The organism is Paracoccus sp. SSJ, from assembly GCF_030234105.1.
Lineage (GTDB): Bacteria > Pseudomonadota > Alphaproteobacteria > Rhodobacterales > Rhodobacteraceae > Paracoccus > Paracoccus denitrificans.
Genome location: NZ_JASSPE010000009.1, coordinates 148,497 through 167,510 on the forward strand (window position 1 = coordinate 148,497; position 19,014 = coordinate 167,510).

Genomic DNA, 19,014 nt, shown 5'->3' on the forward strand with positions numbered 1-19,014 from the left:
ACAAGGGTTCTTGCGTTACAGCCCGAGGTCGCGCCTGCGCCCCAGCGACCAGTCGATGCCGTCGCCCGGTTTCGCCACGCCGGAGACATGCCGGCCGATCTGGCCTTCGAGGTCGCGCGACCAGGGCACCAGCTGGAAGCTCAGACCGTCGTCGATGACGGCGAAGCGGCCCGACGAGAGGGACAGCTGCCGGCCACAGGTGCCGGCGACATTGTCGCCAGCTCTGGCTTGCACATGCCGCAGCCCGGTTTTCCGGGCGAGCTCGGCACCGACCGCATCGAGTTCGCGGCGGCGCAGGGTGGCGAGCAGATGGCGCCGCACCAGGATGCGCCCACCCTCGCGCCGGGCGAGGCCTTCCCCGACCAGATGCTCGGCGCGGGCATCCATCGCCTCGCGCACCTCCTTGCCGAAACCGCCCATGGCCAGCGGCATCGGCCGGCGCTCGACCAGACGGTGATCGAGCCAGGTGGCGCCCGGCGCGGCGATCTGGCTTTGCAGATCCAGATCGGAACGATGGGCGAGCCACAGCGTCGGGTTCGGATCCTCCGGCCCGCCGAAGCGGCGCAACTCGACGATGCCGCCGAGCGGCGGGGCCTGGTCGAAGGCCTCGATCCCGCGCAGGCGGATATGATGGGCGCGGCCGTCGACACCGTCGACCACCGCATAGGCCTCGCCGGTCAACTCGTCATGCAGCCCGAGATCGACCAGCCTCCCGATGACGGGCGGGCCGTCCCGGCCGCTGTCGGTGACAAAATCGAGAACGCCCCGTTCCTCGCCCCGCCCGGCGAAGGCCCGATGCATCCGGCTGACGATGTCGCCACGCCGACCCAGGTCGCGCAGGGTGCGCTCCACCTCCAGCCCCAGCATCCATTCGCCGGGACCGGCCGATGTGGCGAGCCCCATCTTCTCCAGATGTTGCAGCCGCCCGATCATCAACCGCCGCGGTTCGGGACTGCGCCCGGTGGGTTCGCCCCGGATCGGGGCGTCGAGGCGCAGGTCGATGAATCCCATCTCGTCGGCCTGGCGCCGGATCGTGGCATCGAGCCGGGTCCAACGTTCCGCCGTCACCTCGCGTTCCAGGGCGAAGCGGATCTCGTGCTCCTGCCTGGGGCCGAGTTCGAGGGAGACCAGATCCTCGGCGCGGGAGCGCAAGCCGTAGCCGATATAGTCGCGCGAGATGACCAGATCCTTGCCGGTCTCGTCCGCGCCGCGGACCAGCAGATGCACATGCGGATTGTCGGTGTTCCAGTGATCGGCGGCGATCCAGTCCAGCTTCGTGCCGAGATCGGCCTGCATCTGTTTCACCAGATCGCGGGTGAAGGCGCGCAGATCGGTCATGTCGGACGCATCCTCGGGCGAGACAATGAAACGGAAATGATGCCGGTCGTCCTGGCAGCGTTCCGCGAAACCGGAATCGTCGGCATCGTCGGAGGTGGCATCGAACATCAGCCCGTCGCTGTCGTCGCGGCGGACGCCCTCGCGCTTGAGATAGGCGAGATGGGCCGTCATCGGGGCGGAGCGGAAGGATCGCCCCTTGTGCCGGACCACACGCGCCTTCACCACCACCCGGCGCTGCGGCGAGAACAGCCGCGAGCGGCCGAAGCTCGCCCGCCCGCGCCCGAAGGTCGAGTGGCCGGTGCGGACGGGTCGTCCCGAGGACGACGAGCCCCCGTCCGGTCCCGCCTTTCGGACCGGCCCCGCCTTCCGCGTCGCGCGCAACACCTGATTGACGAAGCTGCCGCTGCGCGGTGCCCGGGTCGAGCGCGGCCGGCCCGGACGGATGCGGAATTCGCGGTCGTCGCTGCTCATGACAGCCCTCCCTGCCCCGCGATCCGCGCAACAGTGCCAAAAACACCGTTGAAATCGCGTGAAAACCCCAAAAACGCGGCACCGCCGCCGTCCGACCGGCCTCGAAAAAGACCCGCCATGTCAATGGCGTAGGTCTTTGACGGGCCGGGGCTTTTACCTTGCCATAGCCCCAAGGGCGGCGTGGCTCCAAGGGCCGCGCCGCCCGTTCCTTCGCTGGGATACGCCAGAGTGCGATTTCTGCGATCGGGGCTCATGACGGGCCTCCCGGACGGGATCGCCCACGGCGGGCGCCATCCAGGGGCGGCAGAGCGGGAAACCGATCCTCCGGCAGGGTGAATTTCCGCTGCCAGCTATGCCACGCCGCCGTGACCGCGCCGGTGCCGGGAAACAGGTCATCGAGTGTGTCCTCGGCCCGCGCGGCGACCATCTCGAAGCACCAGTGGCAGACGGCTTCGGGCTTGGCGCCGGTCAATCCACGGCGCAGGGTGATGCTTTCCTGGAGCCAGTCGCGCAGCACCAGCCGCTTGCTGACCACGGGCTTGCGGGCGGGTTTGACGATCACCGGCTCCCAGGCCCAGGCGACCGGCACGTTGCGCTTGAAGGCGGCGAATCCCTTCACCCAGGCCATCCAGCGGGCGCCGGTCGGCTCGACCAGCGGCGCGAGAACGGCGATGGAACGCGGTGTCGCGGCGGCATGCAGGATCCAGCCGTCGTAGTCGCGTTCGAGCCGTGCGATCAGCGCCGCGTGATCGACCTCGCCAGCATAGTCGGGCCGGTCGCGGTAGAGATGCGCGCAGCCGATATAGGGCGGGTCCGCATAGGCGATCTTCATGGATTGGACCCTCTAACTGCGCGCATCGCGAAACGAATGGAATGATTTTTCATTGCGCTGCTCCCGCGTCGGATCGGCGGATGAACAGGTTGTCGGATTGCGGTGCGATGGCGTCTGAAGCGGTGTCGAACGGTTCGGCAGGCGGTTCCGGATCGGCAGCCACTGCGCCATCGGACAGCGCTGGTTCTGCAGCGGACCGGCGCACAAACAGACCGCCGGGCTGGGGTGGTGCCGAATCCAGATCGCCGGTCATGCTGCTGGCGAAGAGCGGAGCCACGCGCCAGTCGGGCGGCGGCATGGCAGCGAAACCAGCGCCGGGCATCGGCTCGCCGCCGAGCATCGGCGCGAGCGCGGCGACATAGGCGCGGGTCTCGGCCGGCAGGGTCCGGCCCGAGACCAGGTGCTCGTCGTAGCGCCCCGGACCGGCATTGTAGGCGGCCAGCATGGCGGCGACATTGCCGTAGCGGTCGTGCATCTCGCGCAGATAGGCGGCGCCGGCAAGAATGTTGTCGCGGGGATCGAAGGGATCATTGCCGAGACCATGGCGCGCGCGCAGCGCCGCCCATGTCTCCGGCATGATCTGCATCAGCCCCATGGCGCCCTTCGGCGAGACGGCCTGCGGATTACCCCGGCTTTCGATATGCCGGATGGCGCGGATCCAGTGCGCCGGAATGCCGAAGCGCAGCGAGGCTTCCGCGACATGGGCGGCGAAGAGATCGCGGCTTTCCTGCACGACCGTCGGCACGGTCTGCGCCAGCGGGCCGGCAGCCGGCAGCACGGCAAAGGTCAGGCCGGAAAGAACAAGGATTGCGGCACGACGGGCGGCGCCAGCCCGCCCGTCTGCAAGGTGATGGACGGATATCCGCATGTCTCAGTCCCGCTCGTCGCGCTTTCTCGGGCGCGACCAGTGCAGGCCCCAGGTCCGACCCTGCTCGTCGGACTGAAACAGCCGGGCGCGGATCGGCTGCACGAATACCGGATCATCGAGGGCGACCGAGATATAGGTCCCGGCCTTCTCGCCGCTCTGGGTCCAGCCGGCGCCGATCTCCGGGCCGTCCTCGCCGTCGAGATGGATGCGGTAATCCGGAGCCTTCTCGACATCGGCGTTGTGGGTTGGCACGAAGACCAGGTTGAGGTCGAGGGTCACGGTGCGGATGCGGCCCTCGTAGCCCGATTGCGTGCGGGTGAATTCACCGATCTGTGGCATCAGTTGGTCCTTTCGGTTGCAGTTGGAGAGAGGTTCTGGGAGCCGCCTTCCGCACTGGCCATGGGCCGGCGGAAGCTGCCGTAGCCCGCCGCATCGGTCCAGAGCGGGACGATGCGGGCGGTGACGTTGCTGAGCGGGAGCGGGCCGAAATAGCGACCGTCGAGACTGTCCTCGGTGTCCCGGTTCATGAGGAATACCTCGCCCTCGCCGACCAGCCGGCAGCCTTGCCAGACGGGCAGCGGCCGGCCGAGGCGGTCGCGCTCGCGTGCTTCGCCGATAGCCTGGTCGTCGACGATGATCGTGGCGCCGGTGCGGCAGACGCGCGTGCCGGAAAGCGCGGCGACGCGCTTCAGCAGCGGCACACCGGGGCCGACGTAGCCGCGCGCCACGATGAACCGGGCGATCGGTTCTGGCGGCGTGACCGCGACCAGATCGCCAATGGTCAGGTCACCGATTGGCTGAACGGCATAGAGCCCGAGCGGCAAGCTGGCGCTGGCATTCCAGATCAGCCTCGGTATGATCTCGGCGACGGAAATGCCGCCGATCACCAGCACGGCGAGACCAGTCGCGGTGAGATATCCGTTGCGAATCCGACGGGTCATAACGCGCCTCCGCGATCCGCAGGATCGTCGGCAGGTGCATGACCATCCGCACCGGCGCTACCGCCGTCTGCGCAGATGGATGCCTCGACTACGGTGACCGCGTCATCCGGGGATGCGCCGCCGAGCACCGCGTTCAGCGCGGCTTCTGTGCGCAGGATGGCGCGACCGATGGCCTCGGGGATCTGTGGCACCACCGCATCGCCGAAGGCCTCGACGATCAGGCTCGCCGCAGACGTCCCCTTGCGACTGCCGAGCGCAAGGCGCGTGCGAGCCAGCCAGGCGGAAACCCCATCATCCATGCGTAGGTGATGGGCAATGCCGCCGTTCCAGTCAGCCCATGGCTCCGCAAGATCGCCGCCAGTGCCCGCGCCCCGGCCCATTTGTCCGGCGCCCGGTCGGTCATCGCGTCCATGGTCGGGGATTTCCGGCGGTCGTAGGCCGGGCTCCAGCCGTCCATGCGGCTGTCCCGCTTGGTCGGCGTCGGCAGGATCTCGGGGGCCTGTAGCATCCCCGCATGGCGGCTGTTGTGCCTCTGCAGCTGGCTCAGCAGATCGCCCCGGCCACCCCGATCCGAATCCGTCTTGCGCGGCGTGGCGAGGATCATCCGCAGCGGATATGTCGATCCCGCGCCGCCGCCGGCGCCGTCCTTCTTCCCGTCCGAGGCCATCGGTGTCGGCAGCGGACGGTTGCGGAACAGGTCGGAGAGACCCGACTCCTTCATCGCCTTCCGTGCCGCCGATCCGCCCTCCATCCGCAAGCCGCCCTGCCGGGATTGCGACACGGGCGTGGGCAAGCTGCTGCGGGTCGCAGCCGATGAGCCAGGACCGCTTGCGGACGTGGTTGGCGCCGATATCCGCAGCACCCACCACGCACGGCCAGCAGGCGTAGCCGAGCGCTTCCAGCGCATCGAGCAGCCGGTCGGCACCGCGAGTTCGGAGATTGCTGCTGTTCTCAAAAGCGAACCAGCGAGGGCGGCACTCTCCGACCAGGCGGACGGCTTCGAGGTAGAGGCCCGAGCGTTCGCCCTCGATGCCCTTGCCCTTCGTGTTGGCGCTGCTGATGTCCTGGCAGGGCGGCGAGCCGACGATGATCTCCGGCAAACATCCGAGGTCGGAAACAAGTCGAGCTGCCGTGAGGTCGCGGATATCGGCGTAGAGTCTGACATGCGGGAAATTCTCCGAATGGAGGATGCGCCGCCATGCGATTATCTCGCAGGCGGCGATGGTGACAAAGCCCGCCCGATGCAGGCCGAGCGACCAGCCGCCCGCGGCGCCGCTGAACAGGTCGAGTACGCGCAACGGCAGGGAAAGGTGGGTGCGACGGGCGCTCATACGCCCACCTTCCGGCGCTTCAGCCATGCGGCATGCTGGGCCCTGGTGTAGGTGCGGAACGGCTCTCCCGCCGCAATGCGGTTGTGGACATGCCGCCAGTGCTCGGGCGAGACGGTGCTGGGATCGATGCCCAGCGCCTCGACGGCATCCACCGCCTGCAGCACCCGCTCGACCTTCGGCCAGCCGCTGATCCGCAGCAGGATCTCGGCGCCCGGACGGACGCAGGGCAGCGTCTGGAACGGCTCGCGCGGCCCGACGGCCCGCAGGATGTCGAGACGCGAGACCACGGTGCCGTACTCGTTGCCCGCCCAGCGCACCAGCGCGAAGATGCTGCCGGGCGCGAAGCCGAGGGTCCGGCGCTGGCTGTCGATCCGGTGTTCGGAGCTGGGTCGTCCGAAGCGCAGCCAGTGCTCGACCCGCTTCTCTTGCCAGATCAGGTCAACAAGGGTGAGGGTGGGGTTCTCTGCGGTCTCAAGGCCATTTTCACCGAATGGAACGATCCTGTCCGTCATGACGGCCACCGCGACATCCGATCGGCAGACAAGCGCATCGGGGCGGAGGATATCGTAGGTGCTCGCAGCGGATCGTGGTATCGTCGTGAAAAGCGGATGCATGCTCCTGGGCACGACGGCGGATGCGCGAGCGGGGTCATTCTCCGTCCCCTTCCGACCCGCGCCGGGTCCGAGAATGAGGGGCCGTATCGGCGCCCGAGCGGGGGTTATCCACCGCCCGGCGCGCCCCTACCATGTTAGAGTCTTTTAAGTTAGATAAGTTACGGGCCGGATTCCGTTCGTCGGACCAAAGGCTTGACTGCCCCTGGCACGCCCGAAGTCCCGATATCGGCACGCCTGAAGTCCCGATACCGCCCACAGTTTCGACGCCCGAAGTCCCGATACCGCCCACAGTTTCGACGCCCGAAGTCCCGATACCGCTCACCGAGTTATCCACAGGCGACTGTGGATAACTCGCAGGAAGGATCCGCAGCATCTCGACGTGATCGACGCGCTCGATCCGCAGCCGGTATCCGGGCAGAGACTGGCGGGCAGCGATGCGGCGAATGTCGCAGGCAAAATCGGCGGGCTTGGCCAGACTGCCCGACTTCGCATGCAGATGCAGGATATCGAAGCACCAGCCCTGCGGCTGACGGCCGGCATGCTTGCGGGCCACGCGGTAGAGCCAGCGCTCGATGCCGCCCTTGAGCCGGAAATAGGCCGGGTCGATGGTCAGCACCAGCGAGCGGTCGAGCACGCCGCGATAGAACCACTCGGGCAGCACGAATTCCATGCCCTCGACCCGGCCCCCGGCTGTCGTCATCTCTTCCCACTCGCCGATCCAGGAGAATTGGTGTCGGCGCCAGTGCTCGCCATGCCGGATCGTGGTCCGGATCACCGTCGACTGCAGCCGCGCCAACGTGCCTTTCAGCAGGCGATAGTCGCGGGCGCCGGTCTGGCGGCCGATGGCGGTCAGGAGCTGGTAGGGGGTGAAACGCAGGAAGCGCGAGGTTTGCAGCCCGGCGTTCTCGGCATCGACGATCTGGCTGGCGGCCCAGATCAGCACGTCGGCATCCCAGATGGTCGCCATGCCGTGCTCGGGAAAGCCCTGGACATGGACCTGGACACCGCCGGATTCATAGTGAATGGGCGTCAGGCGCTTGGTCTTTGCGAGCGAGAAGAACGGACGTTCCATCAGATCGCGCTGATCGCGCGGGCGGACCTCGCCGCCCGTGCCCGTCACCACGAAGGGGCTGAGGCGGCGGCGCTCGCCGGAAAGACGGGTGCGGCGGGACGTTCTCATCGCTGCCCCCTCAGCGCCGGTAGCGGCCGGCATGGGCCGGCGGCGCCACGGCATGGCGCTTGGCGGGCAGCACCGTGCCGCGCGGATCGGAGGTCGAGGTGACGGCGCCGCGCTCGGCCCAGGCCTGCAGGTCGTCGACGGCATAGACCACGCGGCCGCCGAGCTTGTGGAAGACCGGGCCGGTGCCGAAGCTGCGGTGTTTTTCCAACGTCCGGCCGGAGAGGCCGAGGAAATACGCGGCTTCCGGTGTGCGCAGGAAGCGCGGCGGCAGGTCGGTAAGATCGGGCTTCATCGTCGGGCCTCCGTGCGGTTCGCGGGGCCGCTGGCGGGCAGCGGCGTATGGAGGACAGGGTGACGAAGAAGAAACGGCCGCAGGGAGTGCGAAGTTGGGGGTGACTAATTCTCACCCCCCTGGCTGCCTCCCAGACCACGAAGCTTGACGTGATGCTATGTCATCCTTACTTGTATCCTTACCGACAGAAAGGACCGCTCCGATGCCGACGGCGACCATCACCTCGAAGGGCCAGATCACCATCCCGCAGAAGGTCCGCCTCGACATGGGCCTGACGCCCGGCGACCGGGTGGATTTCGTGCGCATGGACGACGGCCATTACGCGGTCGTGCCCGCCTCGCATTCGATCCGCGCGCTGAAGGGCATCGTGCCGCGGCCCGACAAGCCGGTGAGCCTCGAGGACATGCAGGCGGCGATCCTGGGCGAAGCGACCGGCGCATGATCGGCATCGATACCAATGTGCTGGTGCGCTATCTGGCGCAGGACGACGCCGCACAGGCGGCCATCGCCACGGAGATCGTCGAGGGCTTTACGCCGGAAGAGCCCGGCTTCGTTTCGCAGGTGGTGCTGGTGGAAACCGTCTGGGTGCTGACGCGTGCCTATCGGATGACGCGCGAGGCCATCGCCGATGCCGTGGAGGTGCTGCTGCGGTCGCGCGAGTTGATCGTGGAGCACACGGAGGCCGGTTATCTGGCGCTGGCCACCTATCGCGCCACCAAGGCGGATTTCGCGGATGCGCTGATCGCGCATGGCGGGCGGCTGGCGGGCTGCAGCGAAACCGTGACCTTCGACCGCGGCGCCGCCAGCCATGCCGGCATGCGGCTGTTCGAATCCTGACAGGCAGCGGCAAGCCCAGCCGCCCCAACGAGGAGGGCGTTGCCGCCGGAGGGTTCATTCAAGCCCGAACTGTTTCGGATTGATCGCGCAAAGGCGCCTGCGGAAGACGGCGGGACCGCGCGTCCTTCCGACGACGCAGGATTACCGAGGTTCCATGCGGGCGGTTCCAGACGTCCAGCGACATCACGGCGTGCGCGGGCAAGGCGGGGTCGATAGGCGCCCCCTACCCGCACGCTGGTGAACCAGCAGCGAGCCCAGCCCCGAGATCGCGATCAACACCAGCCCCGCCAGTGATACGAGATCGGGCCAATCGCCGAAGACGACGATCCCCAGTGCCGTGGCCGAAATCAACTGGCTGTAGACCAGGGGCGCGATCAGGCTGGCCTCGGCCTTCCTGCTGGCCGTGACCAGCAGGAAGTTGCCCAGGGCCGAGCCGACGGCGCTGACCAGAAGAAGCGCAAGCAGGAGCATGTCCGGCGCGGGAAAATCGGCTTGCAGGCCGAAGGGCGTCAAGACGACAGCGCCGATCAACAGTTGCGAGATCAGCAGGAAGCGCGGCCGGAATGTTCCCGCCAGGGTACGGGTCATGACCAGATAGGCGCCGTAGAACGTCCCCGCCGCCAGGGCGAAAGCCATGCCGACGGAACTGCCGAAACCCGGCTTGACGACAAGCATCACGCCGGCGAAGCCGATCGCCAGCAAGAGGCTTCTCTGCGTCGATGGCCGTTCACCCAGGAACAGGATCGCCAGGACATAGGACACGACCGGGCCGACGAAGAAGGCTCCGAAGACATTGGCGATCGGTTCCGTCTTCAGGGCCGTCAGGATGCAGCATATCCCGCAGACGATGAACCCCGCCCTCAGCAGGACGCGCCAGGTCAGCAAGGCCGGCAGTTCCTGCCTGGTCAATCCGCTGAAGGGAAGCAGCATCAGCGCGGCCAGCAGAAACCGCGACCATGCCACGATGAACGGATCGACGCCCCCGCCGGTCAGCAGTTTGCCCGCCGTATCCCCGATGACCACGCAGGTCACCGCGATGAAGACTGTCGCGATCAGTCGTAGCAAATCCGGCGTATTGGTCATGATCGTTCTCGGGAAGCGGAATTGAGGCGGGCATCTGGCCCGGGGCAGACCTTGCGACGTTGCGCGAAGGATTGGAAGGCCACCATCCCGACAGCCCCGACAGCTACTTCCGCCGGCGCCGCCGCAGCAAGCGGCGATAGCCGCCGCCGATCATCGCGCGGGCGTCCCTGACGAAGCCCATGACGGCATCGCGCAGGGCTGACGTCTTCCAGGCCTCTGCGTGGACCCGGTCAGTGCCGTAGATCGCGCAGGCGATGTCGCGATAGCTCGCCCCGCTCATGCGCCCGTCGATGGCCTGCAGCATTTGACGTGCCCGTTGGCGCTGGCGTTCGGTCAAGCGCCGGTCCGGCGGCACGCTCCGCCGCATGAGAAAGCAGAGGAGGCGCGTGGCGGCCTCGATCCGGTCGAGCCCATCGGCGTCGAGCGGAATGACGACGGCCAGCGGCGCATCCGCATCGACGCCCGCCAGCCGCAAGAGATGCAGGCTCCGGCCGCCGCCGATGTCGCAACGGAAATATGTGCCATCGGCTATCCTGACATCCTTCACCGCGAGAAGGTCGACCAGGTTGCCCTCAGCAGGCAGAACGGAGGGTAGCGCATCCAGCACCAGGCTGCCGGTCTCGCAGGACGGCAGCCAGTAGACCGGCGTATCCACGCAGGACAGTCCCGGCCGAACCGGGAAACGTAAGCCCCCAGCGATTCCGGAACCGAAGGATGCCCGGCGCATCCATTGCCTCTTGCCGCGCGACGGCGCGATAGTCCTGCTGATAGTCCTCGTTGCGCCGCAGCCATTCCCAGGCGAGATCGGGCGCTGCAACTTCGTCAACGAAATCGTAGCTCGGCGAGGATCGCCACTTCGACAGGTCGGGTTTCATATCCATACCCCAAGGTTGAAGCCAGTTCTCGCGCGTTCAGCCAAGGGTTGGAAGTTTTTGTCTGCGCTAATACCCCCTGCCGGGCAAGGAAGGGTGCGGCAGAGGCAAATCGGCGGATTTCTACTTGCGATCAGCGGCCGTCGCGCAACAGCAGCTTGTAGCCGTCTTTTTTCATCCAGCGCGCACGGGCGAGATGGCTGTCGTAGATCCTGCGCGCCCGTTCCGGCTCGCGCTCTGGATCGAGACCGAAGAGGATCTGGACGGCTTCGCGCCAGTCCGCTCCGTCGTCAGCGGAATCGTGCAGCCGCATATAGAGCTTCTGGTGCCGGCGGTCGTAATCGGTCAGTTCCGGGCCGGTCGGCACATCCTCCAGATAGTCTTTTTCCGTCACATCCCTCTCCCGTCCGGGCGGTGATCGCGATGTTTTCTCGCAGCAGCACTATTCCATGCCGGGCCACGTTCCACAACAAACCGTGTTCCACGCGACGGATCCTGCTCCGCATCGTTAATCAGGCACAGTCACCGGGCGCCACTCCGAATGCCTGCACATCGGAGCAAACACCTCGGCATCCGATTTGTAGAGAATACTCCGTGGTTGAATGCTCATCAAGTCACCGATCTGTTGGTGATGAAGATTCGGGAGATATTCGCGCACAATCTGCGGGCGGCGCGGCAAGCCAGAGGCTTGTCGCAGGAAGAGCTCGCGCATCGGGCGGATATCGATCGAACCTATATCAGCTCACTGGAGCGCCGCGTTTACGGCGCCAGCATCGATGTCGTGGATCGCCTGGCCTCGGTCCTGGAAATGGAAGCATCCGACCTGCTTAAGCGGCCTGCGGAAGGCAAACGGCTGCCATCTGCGGAGCCGCCAAAGCCAGACAAGTAGCCCGGAGCGACGCCGCTGCGTTTCCAGCGGGCACCTGCCTGCCGCACAAGCCGGACGCATGAGCCCGCAAGTCAATTTGCCTCGGCGGGATCTCTGGTCCCGGTGGAGGGTCAAGCGGGGCAAAACTCTCCGCTCGCGATCTGGATGGTCCAGCATTCGCCTTCATCGTCGGCCATCATCTGGATCTCGGTACGATCGGCGCTCAGGATCGCGTGCAACCCGCCTTCGGTGAAAATCTCCGGCTCGTCGGCCTCGGCGTCCCATCCGAGGCCCCATGCTTCCTGCACCGTTACCTTGCGGAATCGGCCCTCGGCAAAGGCGGTGGCGAGGGTCGCGGCATTGGCGAGGCGGCGGGCGGTCAGTTCGGCTGTGGTCATGTCCGTTTCTCCCGGTGGGGTGGTTTCCTGCTGCCGCAAGCCCCGCGACGGCGGGGCCAGATTGTCGGCGCCGGCGGCATCAGGCGCTTTCGATCTCGCTCGGGGTATCGAGGAGGAGGTCGGCGGCTTCGGTCATCGCCTGCAGGAGGATGATCTGGGCCAGTTCCTCGTCGGAGGTCTGCATCCATCCTCGGGTGATCCGCTCCAGTTCCTCGAGCCGGTGCGGGTCGCGGCGGATCAGGGCGTTGGCGGCTTCGGCCATCAGTTCGGTCACGGTGGTCGGGTGGTTCATGGTCGCTCTCCGATCTGTGCCCCGGTCCGATCCGGGCGCTTCTGCTGCCCCGACCCCTCGGGCGTTTCCGCCTGGGGCTGTGCGCTTCCGTCGGTGGGGTCAGATCAAGCCTGCCTTCTGAAGCCAGTTGGCGGTGTCAGGGGCGTCGGTTGCGCGGACAATGACCGTCAGGGTCATGCTGTCGCGGCTGGCGCGGGCCTTGACCCCGGTATCGGCGTCCATGCCCATCTCGATGTCCTCGAGATGGATGCGGCTCGCCAGGGGGTTGCCGGGGATGTTGATCTCGAATGTCGCGGTATGCATCGGGCTTGTCTCCGGTTTCCGGGACCGATCCATCCGGCCCCTTCCACCACCCCGGCCCCGCATTGCGGGGAGCATGGCACCGGTGGCTGGCGACCATGTTGGTGCCTTACGAATAGTTTAGCAAAAACAAGGCGCTAACGCAAGCCGATTGTGGCGTTTTCTCCATTATTTTCAGTCAGTTATCGGCATTTCAACTTTCTTCCGCAGCCGCCGAAACGCCCACGGGTGTCCACCCCGTTCGCCGGTGGACACCCGTTCCCTTCCGCTCCGAAGCTAAATACGCCCTTCGCGACCACGCGCCGACGATCACGCAAAGCTCATCGGTAGCGCTGTGGAGCAGCCTCGCTCCCCAGCCCCTTTTTTCCCAAGCCCCTGTTTCTTCTTCAGCGGAGAAGGATGGGGTCGGGGGAAGGCAGCAGGCTCCGCCGGAGGCTTCCCGGCCGGTCGATCCGGTCGGGAAGCCTTCTCTTGCCGGCGTGGCAAAGGCGCGATCCGCCGCAAACATGGAAAAACCCGGCGGCTGGAACCGCCGGGCTCTTGGGCCTCCCGTTCAGGAGGGAATGTCGTCTTCGTCGATGAACCGGCCCTCGTCCTCGCCGTCGGTCTCGGCCTGCGGCGCCCGGCTCAGGAAATCCACCGTCTCGGCGACGATTTCGCAGCCGTAGCGGTCCTGGCCTTCCGCATCCTGCCATTTCGTGTAGTGGATGCGGCCGCGCACCAGAACCTTCGTGCCGGATTCGCAATATTGCCGGATGGTCCGGCCCAGGCCGTTGAAGGCGACGATGCGGTGCCATTCCGCGTCCTCGACCCGATAGCCCTTCTCGTCGCGCACGACCCGGCCTTCCGAATAGCGCGGGCGCGAGGTGACCAGCTTGAAGCGGGTAACGTCGGTGCCGGTGCGGGTGGTGCGGGTCTCGGGGGCCTGGCGGATGGTGCCGGCGAGGATGACGATGTTCTGCATTGTAGGTCTCCGTTGCCTCACAGGAGGGACCATTCCCTCCGACGAGACCCGGCAAAGTCCGTCGGGAGGCACCTGCAACTGCCGCCCCCTTCGGGCGGCAGCTTGCCCGCAAGGCTTCGGAGTGGTGCGGGCAGCCGCGCCCTGCGCGGCAACACGGTCCGGAGCCTTGGGGGTTGCCGGTGAAAACCGCACGGAGTTAGGGGTTCGGACAGGCGGAGGGATTGGTGCGTCCGGGGGCATGACGGGGACATATCGCAGAACGGCGGCGTTCTCGCCGGTGCCGTCCTGTCGGCAAAGCCCCCGGAATCCGCACCTCCCGCGGCGGTGCCGCTTCGCTTCGGTTTGCTGGTCAGCCTCGCGCCCGCGCTATTCGGAAGGCCGGGTCGTTCGGGACGGGAAGGATCGGGCTGTCGGGTCGGGGGCGCGAGATGGCATGACTGCCACCTCATCGGTGCTGGGTTGGACCGTCCGGCGATACTGCGGGGCTGGCAGGAAGCGGGTCGCATCGCGGCGGGCATTCACGGCACGCAATGGCAGGATGCGGAGGGCAAGGATCGATATGGCAGCGGGGTCGGCGGCGATGCAGGATTTCCGCAGCCGGGTGTTGCCGGCCGAAAACAACGACGCGGGCCGGTTCATCAGCGATGACATTCCCCTTTGCGCTGGAGGTCGAGGGCTTGGTGGTGTCAACCGTCTGGTGTTTCCACGGGCGCAGCAGATCGCGGACGCAAAGCGGGACACCGGCACCGTTGACCGCCTGCGGCACCCGGCCTATCATTTGCCGGTCTGAAACAGGTTAGGCTCGGGAAGGTTGGCCCGCCCCCCGCGCCCTGCGGGTCCTTCCGTTGCTGGCGACGGCCCAAGACTATCAAGGCCCTGCGCGGTGCAGGCGCCGATAGAAAGGGCGTGACATGAAACCCAGGATTTCCGTTCTGACACTCGGCGTCGCCGATCTCGAACGATCGCTTTCCTTCTACCGCGACGGGCTTGGGCTGCCCACGAAAGGCATCGTCGGCCAGGAATTCGAGCATGGCGCGGTGGCGTTCTTCGATCTTTCCGGCGGGCTGAAACTTGCGCTCTGGGCACAGGCCGACATCTCCCACGATACCGGATTGCCGATGCGGCCGGTCAGTCCGACCGCCTTCACCATCGGCCACAATGTCATGCGGCGGGAAGAGGTCGATCAAATCATGGACGCTGCCGAACAGGCAGGGGCAGAGATCGTTAAACCTCCGCAGGACACGTTCTACGGCGGCTATGCCGGCTATTTCCGCGACCCCGACGGACATCTGTGGGAAATCGTCTGGAACCCGGACCTGCTTCCGACAGGCGATTGAGTAACCCCCGGAAGCCGCTGACCCCTCACTGGGGCCAGTGGCTCCCGGGACTCCTCGCAGCATCGCCTCTCCCCGCCCCCGGCGTGATCCGGCCGGGCTCCGATAGGGGTGGTCTCCGCCCGTCCGGATCACGCCGCGCCATTCGCGCCGTTCGCATCAGCCATTGGCGCGTCTGCCGATATCTTCGCCTTGTCTTGCGAGCCGGGCCATGCCCGGCGAGCGCGATTTTTTTGGGGGCGTGCGGCAGGGATCGGACGCGCGACGGCCGCCGATCCGATGGACCGGCGGCCGTGATGCTTTGGGCTAGTGTCGAATCCATGGCCGCAGCGGGCGCCAAGATTCACCCGTCCCTGCCGGGCGCCAGGTCAGACGGCGGCAGCGGAACGTGGCCCAGGCGTAAAGCAGCGGCTCCATGCCGTGCCACCAGTCGGCGGCGATGTCGCCGCAACGGCCTTCGAACAGCAGCTTGCCGCGCGCGGTATAAAGCCGGAACTCCACCGGCAGGGCATCGCCTTCTTCGGGTTTGCCTCGTGCGGGAACGCCGTCGGCATCCTCGCCCAGTCCGATGCAACCGCCGTGATGGTCCTTCGTCACAATCCAGCGCATATCAAAATCCTTTCCGTGAAGCTGTGGGGTGTGGCGCCCGCCCCGATGACGGGCACCTTGGGTCGCCAGCCTATGCCGCCGCCTTCCGGTCCCGCTCTTGCAAGGCCGCCATCCGCCGGTTGGTGGTTTGGTAATGCGCCACGTCCAGCTCGATCCCGATCCAGTCGCGGCCCAGCAGATGCGCCGCCGCCAGCGTGGAACCGCTGCCGCTGAACGGGTCCAGAACCAGATCGCCCGGCTGGGTGAACGCGCCGATCAGCTTGCGCAGCGCCGCCACCGGTTTTTGGGTCGGATGCAGCCTGTTGCCGGTATAGGGGAAGTCCAGCACATCGGGCACCGGATGGGCCGGCAGAACCGGATCGCCCTTCGCCAGCAGATAAGCCTGCTCGTGCTCGTAGCGCAGGAACCGCGCGGATGAAGCATAACGCTTGCGAAACACCAGATGCCCGACGATGCGGAAGCCCGCCGCCTTCCAGGCCTCGACAAACAAATCCACCTTGTTCCAGCCGTAGAAGCTGACGCAGAAACCGCCGTCCTTCAGGACCCGGTGCATCTGGGCGAAGGCCGGGCGCAGCCAGCGGGCGTTGTCGTCATTGGCGACGGTGCGGCCCTGCCGGTCGCGGAACCGGGTCACATAGGGCGGATCGGTCAGGATGAAATCCACCGTTCCGCTGTCAAAAGCCTGCATCGCCTCGATGCAATCGGCGTTGATGACGAGGTTGCGGGGGGTGCTGGTCTTGCCGGTCATGTCTCTGTCCTTTCGGGTTCGAGGCGGAGGGCCCTTGCCCTGATCCGCCGATGGGCCGCGCCTCGCCGGTCTGACTTCGGGAAACGCATGTTTCCCCGGAGGCAGAGCGGAGAGGGCGCAGCCCGACCCGCGGCCGCATGGCTGGCGGTCATGGGTCGGGGCGCAGGGGTGGGGCGGCCCGCAGCCGCAGGCGAGGACACGGCCCTGCGCCCCGACGACGCCCCAAGGCGGCGCCTGCCCTTTGACGGCCAGACAGGCGGATGCGTGGCGGACAAATCCAGGAAACGGAAAGATCTTCGGGCCGGGAGTGAGCCGGGCAAGACCCGGTCGAGGCCCCGGCACGGCTTCCGCGCAAACGCGATCCGCGCCCGCGCGGATCACCTTGGTTCAAAGCGACAAGGCGTGGGTGCGGCAGGCGGGGAAGGTTATCAGCCCAGGCTCAGATCTGCGACGCCAGTTCTCCGAACCCGTTCAGGTTCATCAGCGCGGCGATGCCGGTGATCAGCCCGGCGGTACCGCAGAGCAGTTTCAGCGCGATGGCGGTTTCGATGGCATCATGGGCGATGCCGTGGACGACGGCATATCCGGCGATCATCGCCGGGATCACGAAGACGGCCCGCGCCAGCAGGCAGAGGATCGGGTTCTTCGCCTTGAACAGCACCAGAAGCACCAGTCCCACCGAAAGCAATGCGGCGGCGGCCGCAGCAAGGGCGGACAACAGGAAACCGGTCTCTGTCGCGTGGATGAAGCTGAACGTCTCGACAAAAACCATCACCGGCAGCGCGTAGATGGCGAGATACCAGGCGATGACGCAGGCGACCGCAGTGAGCATGATGGCAAGCAGGATCAGCGTCATGGAAGCCTCCAAACAAAAGGTCCAGGGATCGATCACGTCAGGCTGCCAGAAGATGATACGCTCCGCCTGCGACCAAGGTTCACTACGCCGTTGCTGCGAAAAACAGCATTCCCAAGACCCGTTGGCGGGTCAAGCGAACAGGCGGAAGGCTAAGGAGATAATGCGGATAGATGCCAAGAGCCCCGGGCGGCCGGCGACAACTTGCCAGATCAGACGGGCACAGCCGCGCCACGGGCGGCTGACCCTTTCCGCAGGATCTTCTCCATCGGCTTTCCCTTCGCCAGTTCGTCGACCATCTTGTCCAGATAGCGGATCTCCCGCATGAGCGGATCCTCGATCTCCTCCACCCGGACGCCGCAGACCACGCCCTTGATCCGGGAGCGCGCCGGGTTCATGCGCGGAGCCTCGGCAAAGAAGGCCTCGAAATCCGTCCGGCCTTCCAGCCGGGCTGCCAGGTCCTCCGGGGTGTAGCCGGTCAGCCAGCAGATGATCTCGTCGACCTCGGCCCTGGTCCGGCCCTTCTTCTCCGCCTTGGCCACATAATGCGGATAGACGCTGGCGAAGCTGGTGGTGAAGATCCGGTGCCTGGTCATCCCGCCTCCTGACCGAACCGTCCCTGCGCATCGGGCCATGTCCAGATGCTGTCGTCGGCGAGGATCGCATCCACGACCGCTTCCGCCCTTGGCCGGGCGCTCGGGTTGTCGCCCATTCCCATGTGTTGGGTTTCGATCTCGACCAGAAACGCAACGACCTCATCGGGGGACGTTCCCCGGCGCAGTTGCGAGGCCGCCGAGATCAGATAGCCGTCATATTCGTCCGCAAAGGACAGGTTGGCTTCGTCGTCCCATCTGCCCGGCCGGCCTTCCGGGTCCAGCAATCCGATGGGATCCCAGAGCGACCAGCCGATATCGCGCAGCTTCGACAACTTGATCCGGGGGTGCGGTGCGATCTCGGTCATGGGGCGTCGTGGCAAGAGTCGGGCGGATGGTCAGCTTCGCGCAGGCCGGGGAAGGGTCGCAACGGGAGACGTTGCTAATCCTTCGGCGCCTTCGGCCTCGGCTGATGCAACCGCCGCCGCGCGTTCGCACGAAAGGCATTGCGCAGATCCTTGTTGATCAAGTCGAGATCGAACCATTCCGGATCGAAATGCCCGCCCGCCCATCGCAGCGTGGAGCGATGGTCATCGTGCGTCGGGTCGCGGATGATCCCGAGGAAATCCTCGTAGCCCCACGGCCCGCCGACGTCCTCGGGCGGCCTTGCCCGCGCGCCCTCCAGGCAGAGGGCATGACGTGGCGCCGGGTCGAGCGCCAGCCAATCCTCGATCCGGATCAGGTGCGCCCAACCGTCTCCGAAATCATAGGCATAGGTGAAACTGCCGTCACGCCCGACGAAATCCTGCAGCCGGACCTCGGCATAGTCGAAAACGCGGGGGCTGCCGGAACCGTCATCCAGCAGGGCCGGATCGCCGTAACGCAGCCCGCCGATGCGGAATTCGTGCAGATGGCTGTCGGTCCAGCCGAAGGCCGCCTGCAGGACCGGATGCAGCCGGTCCAGCGTCCAGTCGCAGGGAACCACCAGCCGCCGCCAGATCTCCGGCTCTATCTCGGCTAGGGTGACATGCAGCCGCACCGCATTCGGAGGCTGGAACACCCCTGCCCTCCCCGGTCAGATGGCGAAGTCTTCGAGGGATTTGCCGGCCTCCAGGCCCTCGACGATCCAGGCGGGCTTGCGGCCGCGACCGCTCCAGGTGATCTCGGGGTTTTCCGGATGGCGGTATTTCGGCGCCACGGTGGCGCGCTTTTGCGCCGGGGTAATTTCCGCCAGTTCGCCCAGCGAGAAACCGTGCTCCTTTGCCACCGTGTCAATCGGCACGCAACTTTGACCCCCTTTCGGCGCCCAATAATGACCCCGCTTGGTCAGCACGGGTAGCTGGCCCGATGCGGTGTAGCCTCCATACAGCGCAACCGGATCGGGCCAGCGGCGTCT

The 19,014-nt window shown here is 66.5% G+C and carries 30 protein-coding genes; 5 read left to right on the forward strand and 25 right to left on the reverse strand.

Annotated features, from left to right (window positions below; translation table 11 throughout):
* Positions 1-15: 15 nt before the first annotated feature.
* The 10 genes from QPR87_RS12220 to QPR87_RS12265 all read right to left on the reverse strand — a co-directional run bounded on the left by QPR87_RS12220 (position 16) and on the right by QPR87_RS12265 (position 7,867).
* A complete protein-coding gene (locus QPR87_RS12220; protein WP_285049683.1) occupies positions 16-1,809 on the reverse strand; it encodes a relaxase/mobilization nuclease domain-containing protein in 1,794 nt (597 codons plus the stop codon).
* Positions 1,806-2,063 (reverse strand): hypothetical protein, encoded by a 258-nt coding sequence (locus QPR87_RS12225; protein WP_285049684.1) that lies wholly within the window; start codon positions 2,061-2,063, stop codon positions 1,806-1,808. Before QPR87_RS12225 ends, QPR87_RS12220 begins: the two co-directional genes overlap by 4 nt.
* Positions 2,060-2,641 carry a hypothetical protein gene (locus tag QPR87_RS12230; RefSeq protein WP_285049685.1) on the reverse strand — a complete coding sequence of 194 codons (582 nt, stop codon included), beginning with the start codon at positions 2,639-2,641 and terminating at the stop codon, positions 2,060-2,062. The genes QPR87_RS12225 and QPR87_RS12230 overlap by 4 nt, the downstream gene beginning before the upstream one ends.
* A gap of 49 nt (positions 2,642-2,690) precedes the next feature.
* Positions 2,691-3,419 carry a lytic transglycosylase domain-containing protein gene (locus QPR87_RS12235; RefSeq protein ID WP_502921612.1) on the reverse strand — a complete coding sequence of 243 codons (729 nt, stop codon included), beginning with the start codon at positions 3,417-3,419 and terminating at the stop codon, positions 2,691-2,693.
* Between the two features lie 93 nt (positions 3,420-3,512).
* The gene (locus QPR87_RS12240; protein WP_017998413.1) at positions 3,513-3,848 is read right to left on the reverse strand and encodes a DUF736 domain-containing protein; all 336 of its coding nucleotides are present in this window, start codon (positions 3,846-3,848) and stop codon (positions 3,513-3,515) included.
* Positions 3,848-4,450 (reverse strand): S26 family signal peptidase, encoded by a 603-nt coding sequence (locus QPR87_RS12245; RefSeq protein WP_104494138.1) that lies wholly within the window; start codon positions 4,448-4,450, stop codon positions 3,848-3,850. Before QPR87_RS12245 ends, QPR87_RS12240 begins: the two co-directional genes overlap by 1 nt.
* Entirely contained in the window at positions 4,447-5,781 is a 1,335-nt protein-coding gene (locus tag QPR87_RS12250; protein WP_285049687.1) for a DNA cytosine methyltransferase, read from the reverse strand. The genes QPR87_RS12245 and QPR87_RS12250 overlap by 4 nt, the downstream gene beginning before the upstream one ends.
* Positions 5,778-6,293 (reverse strand): DUF2840 domain-containing protein, encoded by a 516-nt coding sequence (locus tag QPR87_RS12255; RefSeq protein WP_017998417.1) that lies wholly within the window; start codon positions 6,291-6,293, stop codon positions 5,778-5,780. Before QPR87_RS12255 ends, QPR87_RS12250 begins: the two co-directional genes overlap by 4 nt.
* A 136-nt stretch (positions 6,294-6,429) precedes the next feature.
* A complete protein-coding gene (locus QPR87_RS12260; protein WP_285049688.1) occupies positions 6,430-7,575 on the reverse strand; it encodes a replication initiator protein A in 1,146 nt (381 codons plus the stop codon).
* A 10-nt stretch (positions 7,576-7,585) separates the two neighbouring features.
* Complete coding sequence (locus QPR87_RS12265; RefSeq protein ID WP_011749445.1) at positions 7,586-7,867, reverse strand: helix-turn-helix transcriptional regulator; 282 nt, start codon at positions 7,865-7,867, stop codon at positions 7,586-7,588.
* A gap of 202 nt (positions 7,868-8,069) precedes the next feature.
* On the opposite strand from QPR87_RS12265, the gene QPR87_RS12270 reads away from it, so the two are divergent.
* Together QPR87_RS12270 and QPR87_RS12275 are read left to right on the forward strand one after the other, a co-directional pair.
* On the forward strand, positions 8,070-8,309 hold the full coding sequence (locus QPR87_RS12270; protein ID WP_017998419.1) for an AbrB/MazE/SpoVT family DNA-binding domain-containing protein: 240 nt from the start codon (positions 8,070-8,072) through the stop codon (positions 8,307-8,309).
* The gene (locus QPR87_RS12275) at positions 8,306-8,704 is read left to right on the forward strand and encodes a type II toxin-antitoxin system VapC family toxin (RefSeq protein WP_072462948.1); all 399 of its coding nucleotides are present in this window, start codon (positions 8,306-8,308) and stop codon (positions 8,702-8,704) included. The genes QPR87_RS12270 and QPR87_RS12275 overlap by 4 nt, the downstream gene beginning before the upstream one ends.
* 183 nt (positions 8,705-8,887) lie before the next feature.
* Here the strand turns inward: QPR87_RS12275 and QPR87_RS12280 are convergent, their stop codons facing one another.
* From QPR87_RS12280 to QPR87_RS12295, 4 genes are all read right to left on the reverse strand, one after another.
* Positions 8,888-9,787: a DMT family transporter gene (locus tag QPR87_RS12280; protein WP_028714423.1), complete on the reverse strand. Its 900-nt coding sequence runs from the start codon at positions 9,785-9,787 to the stop codon at positions 8,888-8,890.
* A 103-nt stretch (positions 9,788-9,890) separates the two neighbouring features.
* Positions 9,891-10,442, reverse strand: coding sequence for a DUF2285 domain-containing protein (locus QPR87_RS12285; RefSeq protein ID WP_285049689.1), 552 nt, complete (start codon positions 10,440-10,442; stop codon positions 9,891-9,893).
* Positions 10,360-10,668, reverse strand: coding sequence for a transcriptional regulator domain-containing protein (locus tag QPR87_RS12290; RefSeq protein WP_333484224.1), 309 nt, complete (start codon positions 10,666-10,668; stop codon positions 10,360-10,362). Before QPR87_RS12290 ends, QPR87_RS12285 begins: the two co-directional genes overlap by 83 nt.
* A gap of 124 nt (positions 10,669-10,792) precedes the next feature.
* On the reverse strand, positions 10,793-11,053 hold the full coding sequence (locus QPR87_RS12295) for a DNA -binding domain-containing protein (protein ID WP_024845688.1): 261 nt from the start codon (positions 11,051-11,053) through the stop codon (positions 10,793-10,795).
* 237 nt (positions 11,054-11,290) lie between these two features.
* On the opposite strand from QPR87_RS12295, the gene QPR87_RS12300 reads away from it, so the two are divergent.
* Positions 11,291-11,548 carry a helix-turn-helix domain-containing protein gene (locus tag QPR87_RS12300; RefSeq protein WP_017998424.1) on the forward strand — a complete coding sequence of 86 codons (258 nt, stop codon included), beginning with the start codon at positions 11,291-11,293 and terminating at the stop codon, positions 11,546-11,548.
* A 110-nt stretch (positions 11,549-11,658) separates the two neighbouring features.
* On the opposite strand, the gene QPR87_RS12305 is transcribed toward QPR87_RS12300, so the two are convergent.
* The 4 genes from QPR87_RS12305 to QPR87_RS12320 form a co-directional block, all read right to left on the reverse strand.
* Positions 11,659-11,925, reverse strand: coding sequence for a hypothetical protein (locus QPR87_RS12305; RefSeq protein WP_017998425.1), 267 nt, complete (start codon positions 11,923-11,925; stop codon positions 11,659-11,661).
* A 79-nt stretch (positions 11,926-12,004) separates the two neighbouring features.
* Positions 12,005-12,217 carry a hypothetical protein gene (locus QPR87_RS12310; RefSeq protein ID WP_017998426.1) on the reverse strand — a complete coding sequence of 71 codons (213 nt, stop codon included), beginning with the start codon at positions 12,215-12,217 and terminating at the stop codon, positions 12,005-12,007.
* 99 nt (positions 12,218-12,316) lie between these two features.
* Positions 12,317-12,520, reverse strand: coding sequence for a hypothetical protein (locus tag QPR87_RS12315; protein ID WP_017998427.1), 204 nt, complete (start codon positions 12,518-12,520; stop codon positions 12,317-12,319).
* 550 nt (positions 12,521-13,070) lie between these two features.
* A complete protein-coding gene (locus QPR87_RS12320; RefSeq protein WP_104494140.1) occupies positions 13,071-13,481 on the reverse strand; it encodes a single-stranded DNA-binding protein in 411 nt (136 codons plus the stop codon).
* A 559-nt stretch (positions 13,482-14,040) separates the two neighbouring features.
* On the opposite strand from QPR87_RS12320, the gene QPR87_RS12325 reads away from it, so the two are divergent.
* Both QPR87_RS12325 and QPR87_RS12330 read left to right on the forward strand, forming a co-directional pair.
* Positions 14,041-14,271, forward strand: a complete 231-nt coding sequence (locus QPR87_RS12325; protein ID WP_285049690.1) for a hypothetical protein — start codon at positions 14,041-14,043, stop codon at positions 14,269-14,271.
* Between the two features lie 121 nt (positions 14,272-14,392).
* Positions 14,393-14,818, forward strand: coding sequence for a VOC family protein (locus tag QPR87_RS12330; RefSeq protein ID WP_028714418.1), 426 nt, complete (start codon positions 14,393-14,395; stop codon positions 14,816-14,818).
* A 303-nt stretch (positions 14,819-15,121) separates the two neighbouring features.
* Here QPR87_RS12330 and QPR87_RS12335 read toward each other — a convergent pair whose 3' ends face one another.
* The 7 genes from QPR87_RS12335 to QPR87_RS12365 all read right to left on the reverse strand — a co-directional run bounded on the left by QPR87_RS12335 (position 15,122) and on the right by QPR87_RS12365 (position 18,951).
* Positions 15,122-15,424: a hypothetical protein gene (locus QPR87_RS12335; protein WP_028714417.1), complete on the reverse strand. Its 303-nt coding sequence runs from the start codon at positions 15,422-15,424 to the stop codon at positions 15,122-15,124.
* A 70-nt stretch (positions 15,425-15,494) separates the two neighbouring features.
* Positions 15,495-16,172 (reverse strand): DNA methyltransferase, encoded by a 678-nt coding sequence (locus QPR87_RS12340; RefSeq protein ID WP_028714416.1) that lies wholly within the window; start codon positions 16,170-16,172, stop codon positions 15,495-15,497.
* 439 nt (positions 16,173-16,611) lie between these two features.
* Positions 16,612-17,028, reverse strand: coding sequence for a hypothetical protein (locus QPR87_RS12345; RefSeq protein ID WP_028714415.1), 417 nt, complete (start codon positions 17,026-17,028; stop codon positions 16,612-16,614).
* A 209-nt stretch (positions 17,029-17,237) separates the two neighbouring features.
* Positions 17,238-17,621: a DUF2200 domain-containing protein gene (locus tag QPR87_RS12350; protein WP_028714414.1), complete on the reverse strand. Its 384-nt coding sequence runs from the start codon at positions 17,619-17,621 to the stop codon at positions 17,238-17,240.
* Positions 17,618-17,986 carry a hypothetical protein gene (locus QPR87_RS12355; RefSeq protein WP_285049691.1) on the reverse strand — a complete coding sequence of 123 codons (369 nt, stop codon included), beginning with the start codon at positions 17,984-17,986 and terminating at the stop codon, positions 17,618-17,620. The genes QPR87_RS12350 and QPR87_RS12355 overlap by 4 nt, the downstream gene beginning before the upstream one ends.
* A gap of 74 nt (positions 17,987-18,060) precedes the next feature.
* Positions 18,061-18,678, reverse strand: coding sequence for a plasmid pRiA4b ORF-3 family protein (locus tag QPR87_RS12360; protein ID WP_017998435.1), 618 nt, complete (start codon positions 18,676-18,678; stop codon positions 18,061-18,063).
* Positions 18,679-18,693: 15 nt separating this feature from the next.
* Entirely contained in the window at positions 18,694-18,951 is a 258-nt protein-coding gene (locus tag QPR87_RS12365) for an H-NS histone family protein (RefSeq protein ID WP_285049695.1), read from the reverse strand.
* Positions 18,952-19,014 lie beyond the last annotated feature (63 nt).